This is a genomic window from Barnesiella sp. CU968 (assembly GCF_905219685.1).
Classification (GTDB): Bacteria; Bacteroidota; Bacteroidia; order Bacteroidales; family Muribaculaceae; genus Lepagella; species Lepagella muris_A.
This window is the reverse complement of record NZ_CAJMXD010000093.1, coordinates 1-8,919: the sequence shown is the minus strand read 5'-3', so window position 1 is coordinate 8,919 and position 8,919 is coordinate 1. Positions and strand designations below refer to the sequence as shown.

The 8,919-nt window shown below is 44.0% G+C and carries 8 protein-coding genes; 2 read left to right on the top strand and 6 right to left on the bottom strand.

Features of this window, described 5'->3' with window-relative positions; all coding sequences use genetic code 11:
• Positions 1-141: 141 nt before the first annotated feature.
• Together JX312_RS05380 and JX312_RS05375 are read left to right on the top strand one after the other, a co-directional pair.
• A complete protein-coding gene (locus tag JX312_RS05380; protein WP_204457303.1) occupies positions 142-834 on the top strand; it encodes a hypothetical protein in 693 nt (230 codons plus the stop codon).
• A gap of 111 nt (positions 835-945) precedes the next feature.
• On the top strand, positions 946-1,446 hold the full coding sequence (locus JX312_RS05375) for a hypothetical protein (protein ID WP_124096627.1): 501 nt from the start codon (positions 946-948) through the stop codon (positions 1,444-1,446).
• On the opposite strand, the gene JX312_RS05370 is transcribed toward JX312_RS05375, so the two are convergent.
• The 6 genes from JX312_RS05370 to JX312_RS05345 form a co-directional block, all read right to left on the bottom strand.
• Positions 1,427-1,627 (bottom strand): hypothetical protein, encoded by a 201-nt coding sequence (locus JX312_RS05370; protein ID WP_123405801.1) that lies wholly within the window; start codon positions 1,625-1,627, stop codon positions 1,427-1,429. The genes JX312_RS05375 and JX312_RS05370 overlap by 20 nt on opposite strands.
• Before the next feature lie 77 nt (positions 1,628-1,704).
• Positions 1,705-2,664, bottom strand: a complete 960-nt coding sequence (locus JX312_RS05365; protein ID WP_204457302.1) for a DUF4296 domain-containing protein — start codon at positions 2,662-2,664, stop codon at positions 1,705-1,707.
• On the bottom strand, positions 2,661-3,362 hold the full coding sequence (locus JX312_RS05360) for a lipoprotein signal peptidase (protein ID WP_204457301.1): 702 nt from the start codon (positions 3,360-3,362) through the stop codon (positions 2,661-2,663). Before JX312_RS05360 ends, JX312_RS05365 begins: the two co-directional genes overlap by 4 nt.
• A complete protein-coding gene (gene ileS / locus JX312_RS05355; RefSeq protein WP_204457300.1) occupies positions 3,359-6,928 on the bottom strand; it encodes an isoleucine--tRNA ligase in 3,570 nt (1,189 codons plus the stop codon). The genes JX312_RS05360 and ileS overlap by 4 nt, the downstream gene beginning before the upstream one ends.
• Before the next feature lie 41 nt (positions 6,929-6,969).
• Positions 6,970-8,166 carry a D-alanine--D-alanine ligase family protein gene (locus tag JX312_RS05350; protein WP_124031123.1) on the bottom strand — a complete coding sequence of 399 codons (1,197 nt, stop codon included), beginning with the start codon at positions 8,164-8,166 and terminating at the stop codon, positions 6,970-6,972.
• A 164-nt stretch (positions 8,167-8,330) separates the two neighbouring features.
• The coding region (locus tag JX312_RS05345) for an FGGY-family carbohydrate kinase (RefSeq protein ID WP_255563902.1) at positions 8,331-8,919 on the bottom strand (589 nt) is incomplete at its 5' end.

The following is an 8,919-nucleotide window of genomic DNA, read 5'->3' as shown; positions in this document are numbered from 1 at the left end:
CCAGAAAATCGCGTAACCAACATGAATACAGAGTTTAACAATTTCGCATTAACAGATTTTAAGAGACGCCAGTGAAAGAATCTGAAATTTAATGTAAACGCGCGGATTTCATCATCATGGATGAATGAGGCTATTCAGGTTGTGAACGATCAATTGTTAGGAGAGTTCAACATTGTCACTACAATTCCTGATTCTCTCGCTCTTGAAAACGGAGACTGGAATCATGGATATTTCGTATATATACGCCCCACTTCCGATAACATAAAACAATATAATCTGGACAGCAGTCAGATTGAGAAAATGTCCGGGAGGGCTCGCTATATAACAGTAACCGGAGAGTCTTTTCTTGTTCCAAGAAGCTTCATCGGCTATGATGACTCCAAAAAAACAAGAAGGATATGGGGAACCGGACAATATAAGGTTGACATGGCAATAAGCGAAAGCTGTGACATAAACTATGAATATTATCTTGAGCCTGATGACAAATTTTCGCAGACATCCCATGGTTTTAGACAACCGGATTTGTCCAAACGCAAATGGAACCGTTACTGGACAGAGGAATGGAACCGGATCAAACGTCGCAAAGGGAAAAAGAATGTTTTCCAATCAATCTGGAATGACATGAAATTGACTTATGGAAATAACAGATGGGTATATACAATTCTTGATCCTGTTGCCACTGTCATTCTGAGTAATGAGAATGCCGCCCTGTCAAAATGGACAGACAACTGGATGAGGCTTGGCAATGCTGCATCATCGGCAAATTCAGTTTCAAAAAGCCAGCAGAACGCATCTCAGACACAAAAGCAGCAAAATCCTCAGAAAGGTAAATAAACTTTTTGAATCATTACGTGTCTTATAGATAAACAAGCATTCTTGGTTTACATGGTTATAACAAAAATCAATGATGAATGCTTGCTTGTAAACAATAATAATTATAAAGCTATGAGACGAATAATTACAACAATCATCCTCTCTCTGTTCCTGATGTCCGGAACCGGTGTCGCATTCGCTGACAAGCATCACAAACACCATGACAAGGACAGGTATGAATACAGGTATGACCGTAAGCATTCCTCAAAACATCATAAACATCATTATGACGACGATGATGATTATTACAAGCATTTGAAAAAAGCAAGAAAAGCTGAGAAAAAATATTGGAAAGAACGTCGTAAAATCGAGCATAAATACCATAAAGACTATGATCGCCAGTTACGCAAGATGGTTGCCTATGCAGCTCGCGGAGGTCGCGATGTGAAGGTATGGCGAGTCAGTGACGACACGTATGTGGTCAAATATCTCAGAGGAGGACGCTATTACACACAAAGGCTCTATCCATACAGCGGAAGATACGGTTCAAGAGGGGTTGTAAACGTGAATTGGAATCCGCTTTCATCATGGACACTGCTCCCCTCGATAAACATCAACATTCCGCTTGATTGAGGGAAGACAGATGCCAGCCGTCTGAATCCTCTACAAGATACAATGCGTGGTCAACAAACAAAGTCGATGGAATTTCGGAGACAAATTCTTCCAGCCTGAAACCGTTTACCATAACATTGAATTTGCCTTGAGCATTTGCATTGACCGACTGAAAGTCGTTATTATTGATATCTACAGACAAGACCGGAAAAGAGAATACTTGTATATTCCCATTCCGGTCTCTTTTATATAATCTTCTTGTGAGTATTTTCAATTCTCTCATCTCTCTCTGACAGGAGCCAGCTCTTGAGCCGGAATAGCCTTTATCTCGTTTATTTCCTTTAATCGTACAGTCTTGTTCAATGCTGGTTTTGACCGAGATGGCAACGACAGNATACCTTCATTTTTTTCGAGTCCTGCAGGTCCGGCATCCTTTTTTGTTTTCAAACTGTCTTTTGCAGCTCCGGATTTCTCACGTTTGTGAAAACCAGAATATCTGCGTTGTGAATGTATCCGATAATACTCTGTGCTGTCGATAGGAGTTCGTTTCAGAGAAATACTGTCGATCCACATCGGCAAGGATGACACATCATTTGCACGGACATAGCCATATACTCTCCTGACCTGAAGTGCACTGTCGGTCTGCAACATGACCTCCCCTTTTGACATGCCGTTCTGTGACTGATACGAATACGAGGATGTGCCGTTATCATAGTCTACTCCTAAAAGTATATTTCCAGAAGACAACCCTTTCAATCGCATTTTCCACGTTATCCGGTCTCCCTTCTGAATGNCTTCCGAAGGCAATGAGAATGACAGACCGTCTGAAGACCCATTTGCCGAAACTATCATATGTCTTGAATATGGCCACAGATCTGTAGAGACAATATCTGTGTCTTCCATACCCGTGACTGCACGTTGCCTTGCAGCAAGCTCCACATCTACCTTGCCATATAAATCACGATATTCGTCAATATTTCGACCGTACCAGGTCATTGTCGAGTCAAAATCAGCCTTAGTGAGTCCATGCCTTTCAAGTGCCCATTGAACGGCACTGTCTCTGACACTGTCGTTATAGTAGCCGGAATTATGTTGCTGCATATATACCTCGGCGACTTCAATATCGGCAATAAGACGCACCATTTCGTCATCTGAAAGCACTCCTTTCGGACGCTTGTCACAGCTGCTCAACAGCATCAGTGATACTGATATATACAAAAAGAGGGCACCTTTTGTCATTTGGCTTCAGATTCTGTTTTCGCCGAATCTCCACCTATCGCATTGAAAGCAACAGATGCATCCTTCGAATAGAATAATATCAACAATGCAACACCGATGCAGATGGAGGAATCGGCAATATTGAATATATAGGCAAAAAACTCATAATAACTGCCCCCTACCACCGGCATCCACTCCGGCCAATAGAAATCAAAGAACGGGAAATAAAGCATATCCACAACTTTCCCTTCGAACCATCCGGCATACCCTCCGTCGGCAGGGAATATTTCCGCTACTTGCGGTGGCATGGGATTATTAAATATTTTCCCGTAAAATACGCAATCAAAAATATTACCCGCAGCTCCTGCTGCAATCAATGCAACGGCTACTATGAAACCTTTTCTGATTCCTTTGATATCCTTGACCTTGATTATGAACCATACGAACAGAGCGACAGCGATTATACGCCCGAATGTAAGAACAAGCTTATTCCATAATTCAAGTCCGAAAGCCATTCCGTTATTTTCTATAAACTTGATATGAAACCATCTGAATATCTCATAATCTTCTCCAATATAGAAATTCGTCTTGATCCATATCTTCAGTGTCTGGTCTGCGATTATTACCACGAAGGCAATAATAAGTGCAAGCCATCCGGCAGAAATGCCGGATGACTTGCTTATTTTGTCTAACGGTTTTCTTATCTCCTGATCTGTCATTTTCTATCTACTTTGGCGAGTATTTTCTCACCGTCAATATCAAGCTCCACAACATTTTCTCCGGCAATATCCGGTGATGTCAATATGTCATCCGCAAGAACCTGTGCCGAAATATAGTCCTTGAACGCCTCAAGCGCGGCTTTTACGGCAGGAGCTTCCGATAACTCTACAGTCACTTTGTCTGTTATCTCGAAATCGGATGATTTACGTATGTTCTGGATGCGGTTGATAAGTTCACGTGCCATACCTTCGTTACGCAACTCCGGTGTGAGAGTAACATCAAGAGCGACTGTCACATTCCCCTCGTTTGTCACAAGCCAGCCTGGCACATCCTCCGGAATAACCTCTACATCCTCAAGTGTGACAACAGGATGCTCCGGAAGCCCACAGAAGATGAACGAACCATTTTTTTCCAGATCTGCGATATCTTTCTGACTCATCTCGGTAATCGCCTTACCAAGTGCCTTCATAATCTTGCCGTATTTCGGACCGAGTTTCTTGAAATCCGCCTTGACTCTTTTAACAAGACCACTCTCCTCGTTATCGACAATCTTCAGCTCTTTTACATTCACCTCATCAAGCACTATATCCTTGATTCCTTCAACAGCTTCTCTTTGCGAGGCATCTGTAACAGGAATCAAAAGTGTCTGAAGAGGCTGACGGACTTTCAGATTCACTTTTCTTCTCAATGCGAGCACATTGGAAGTAATAACCTGAGCCAGACTCATTCTCTCTTCAAGAGCCTTGTCTATAGCGGTAGTGTCAGCTTCAGGGAAGTCAGACAGATGCACCGATGCATATCCACCGTTTTCCAGCGATGGAGCCATAAGATCCGCATACAGACGGTCAGCATAAAACGGAGCATACGGAGCCATCAGCTGCGCCACAGTCTTAAGACAAGCATATAGCGTCTGATACGCAGACAATTTATCATTGTCCATCTCTCCTGCCCAGAAACGCTTGCGGTTAAGGCGCACATACCAGTTGGAAAGATTGTCATTTACAAATGTGTCTATGGCTCGCGCCGCACGTGTAGGCTCGTAATCATCGAGAGCTGTCTCCACTTCGACAACAAGACTGTTGAGCAAAGAAAGAATCCACCTGTCAATTTCAGGTCGTTCAGAGAGCTTTACCTGTGGCTCTGTGCCTGTAAATCCATCCACATTCGCATAGAGTGCAAAGAATTTGTAGGTATTGTATAGTGTGGAGAAAAGCTTGCGGCTTACTTCTGCCACTCCTTCTTCGTCATACTTGAGATTATCCCATGGCTGCGAATTTGAAATCATGTACCATCTTACCGGGTCGCTTCCGAATTTCTCGATATTTCCAAAAGGATCTATAGCATTTCCGAGTCGCTTTGACATCTTGTTTCCGTTTTTGTCAAGCACAAGACCGTTGGAGATAACAGCCTTGTATGCGACCGAGTCGAAAACCATTCCGGCAATCGCATGCAATGTGAAGAACCAGCCACGAGTCTGATCCACGCCTTCTGCAATAAAATCTGCAGGATAAACTTCGTGCGAATCGAGCAACTCTTTGTTTTCAAAAGGATAATGAATCTGAGCGTAAGGCATCGCACCAGAATCAAACCACACATCAATCAGGTCTGTCTCGCGCTTCATTGGCTTACCACTTTCAGAGACAAGAACTATATCATCTACATATGGCCGGTGAATATCTATTTTATCGTAGTTGTCACCTGTGTATTCTCCAGGTTTGAATCCTTTTGCAGTAAATGGATTTTCAGTCATAAACCCGGCTGCCACAGAGCGGTCTATTAATTCGCATAATTCCTCATATGAACCGATACAGACCTCTTCTTTACCATCATCGGTTCTCCAGATCGGAAGAGGTGTGCCCCAATAGCGAGAACGTGAAAGATTCCAGTCTTGCACATTTTCAAGCCATTTGCCAAAACGTCCTGTGCCTGTTGACGCAGGCTTCCATTTAATCGTCTCGTTGAGTTCTATCAAACGCTCCCGTGCCTGCGGAGTCCGGATAAACCAGCTGTCGAGTGGATAATAGATCACAGGTTTGTCAGTGCGCCAGCAATGAGGATAATTGTGAACGTGTTTCTCCGTTCTGAAAGCTTCTCCTGCCTGCTTCATCTCCATGCAGAGACGCACATTGAGATCCTCTTCCTTGGCAGCGGCGGACTCGTCATATTTTCCATTCTGCGTGAAACGCGGATCATAGGCATTCTTCACATACTCTCCGGCATGACTTACATATTCACCCGCATCTACACATTTCTCAACGAATTCAGGCGCGAGATCCTCTATAAGATAGAATTTACCCTGAAGATCTACCATGGGACGCGTCTCGCCGCGTCGGTTTATCATGAACAAAGGGGGGATATTCGCAGCTTTTGCCACCTTGGCGTCATCAGCACCGAATGTCGGAGCTATATGAACGATACCGGTACCATCGTCTGTGGTGACATAATCTCCACCAATGACACGGAACGCACATTCTGCCATCTCCACAAAGCGGTCGTTGCCGACTGTGAAAACGTTACCGGGATTAGCCTCGGCAAATTCCGTTACGTATGTCGCGCTATATTCATTGAGTTTCTCGACAGGCTTGACCCATGGCATAAGCTGCTGATAATGCATGCCTATGAGATCTTCACCGGAGAATCTGCCTACAATACGGTATGGCAAAACCTTGTCACCTTGTTTATAATCCTCAAGTGAAAGTGTCTCCCCTTCTTTCTTGAAATAAGAGCCTACAAGATCGGAAGCCATCACAACTGTGATTTTTTCAGCTGTATATGGGTTGTAGGTTCTTATGGCAACATACTCGAATTTGGGTCCGACACATAAAGCCGTGTTGGAAGGAAGTGTCCACGGAGTTGTTGTCCACGCAAGAAAACACGGACGCCCCCATCCCGCCATTTCGGGTTTGGGATCCTTGATCGTAAAAAGGGCTGTTGCTGTGAGATCCTTGACATCACGATAGCAACCCGGCTGATTCAGTTCATGCGAGCTGAGTCCAGTGCCGGCACCTGGAGAATATGGCTGGATTGTATAACCTTTGTAAAGATAGCCCTTGTTATAAAGCTCTTTGAGCAACCACCATACAGACTCAATATATCTGTTGTCGTAGGTGATATATGGATTGTCCAGATCGACCCAATATCCCATCTTATGGGTAAGATCAGTCCACTCTCTCGTATATTTCATAACCTCCCTGCGACAGGCGGCATTATATTCATCTACAGATATTTTAGTGCCGATATCTTCCTTTGTGATTCCAAGTGTTTTTTCAACACCAAGTTCCACCGGAAGTCCATGAGTATCCCATCCGGCTTTACGCTTCACATGGAAGCCTTTCATTGTCTTATAGCGGCAAATTATGTCTTTAATAGTACGCGCCATGACGTGATGGATGCCGGGCATACCATTGGCGGAAGGGGGACCCTCAAAAAACACGAAAGTAGGGCAACCCTCACGCTCTTTCATACTTGTTTCGAAGAGCGAATTGGCATCCCAGAGCTTCAACATCTCTTTGTTGATTTCGGAAAGATTGAGCTGTTTGCTGTATTCCTTAAAATTCTTTGCCATCTATTGTGCAATGTTATATTGTTATTATGCTGATATATGATTCAGATCTTCGCGCCCTTTGCGCCTTTGGCACCTTTTACACCGCCGCCAAGCGAAAATATGTTATGGTCATATGTGAATGTCTTGCGGTCAATTGCACGCTTGCGCTTTAAGGCAAGTTGTACGAGACGATCCATAAGCTGGGTAAATGAAATGCCGCTGGCTTCCCATAGATAAAAAGACAACGACCCCGGAATTGTGTTGATTTCATTTACATAAATACTGTTGTCTTTTTCATCTACCATAACATCTACCCTGCTTACTCCATGACAGGAAAGCACGCGGAATGTCTCACCTGCCATGCAGCGTATTTTCTCACTTACTGCTTCAGGCAGATCAGCAGGGATCCGCTTCTCGCTTGCCTGCATACCGGCTGTAGTTTTGGATCCACCCATATATTTGTCTTCGTAAGAAAGAAAATCTCCAGTCTTTATCGGTTCCTCGCAAACTGAAGATTCGTGCTCATCGGCATCACCAAGTACAGAACAGTTGATCTCCTTAAGCTGCTCGATCATGTGCTCAACGATAATGCGTTGTGAGAATTTCTCCGCATTATCCACTTTTTCTATAAGTTCTTCCCTGTTTGATGCCTTGCCGATACCCACGCTTGACCCCAGATTTGCCGGCTTTACGATTACGGGATAACCGAGTTTGCTCTCAACTTTGGAAATTATGTCATCTTTTGACGAAAGCCACTGACGGTCAGTAAACCACACATAATCCACCACCGGCACGCCACATTCGCGAAGAATCATCTTCATTGTTATCTTGTCCATACCGTTGGCACTTGAGAGAGTATTGCATCCGGCAAACGGTATGCCGATTGTCTCAAGCAAACCCTCGAAAATACCATCCTCGCCGTTTGTTCCGTGTAGCACTGGAATAACCACATGCAATTCAGCAACAACCGGATTACGCTTAGAGAACATGCCCGTATTAACCTTATACAGGTTATAATCTCCGTATTCAGGGCGCATGAACACTTCCTCAGCATCTTCAATAACTTTCTTCATATCCCGATAATTACGGATGTCAAGAAGATTATCACCCGTATACCAGCGTCCTTGTTTGGATATATATATCGGAATTATGTTATATTTTTCTTTATCAAAGGCATTGATTGCCTGAAGGGCGGAGATTACCGAAATCTCATGCTCAACGGAGCGACCGCCGAAAAAAACTGCTACATTCGTTTTCATAATGCAAATTTACTAATTACTCAGCTATTAAACAAAAAAATCCCTATGTTTCTGTTTCAATGGAAAGTATATGGCTGGCTCGAGTTTACCTGACGGAAATGAAAAACGGGGAGCTAAAATTGTCGCCCCCCGTTTTTGCAATATAGGATAGATTTTTGTCAAGTTCATTTTTTGCAATCAACAGCCGATTGCTCTACTGGCAGACACGCAATGTAGGATTTGATATATCGGTTGAAACCTTCTACCTCTTCCGCTGTCGGAGATATGCTGTTTCCTACATTTCCTCCAAATACCGCAGTATCAAGATAATCAGAAAGAGTCCTGTCATCAGCGTTGTTCACAAGATAGCCCGCAAGCAACGCCATACCCCAGGCTCCACCCTCTCCGGCTGTCTCCATTACAGAAATGGGCGAGTTAAGCGCCGCCGCAAGCACTCTCTGTCCGACTCCTTTTGTCTTGAACAGACCTCCGTGACCGGTAATTCTGTCAACCTTGATTTTCTCATCATTGAAGAGAATGTCATTGCCTATTTTCAACACGCTGACAGCACCAAAAAGATGTGAACGCATAAAATTGGCAAGGTTGAATCTATCTGTTACCGACCGAACGAACAACGGACGACCCTCTGAAAGACCGGTGACAGGCTCGCCGGAGAAATAGTTGTAAGAGAGCAACCCGCCGCAATCGGCATCTCCCGAAAGAGCATGATTATAGAGTTTCCCGTATAATTCATTCATATCTACAGGCATACCC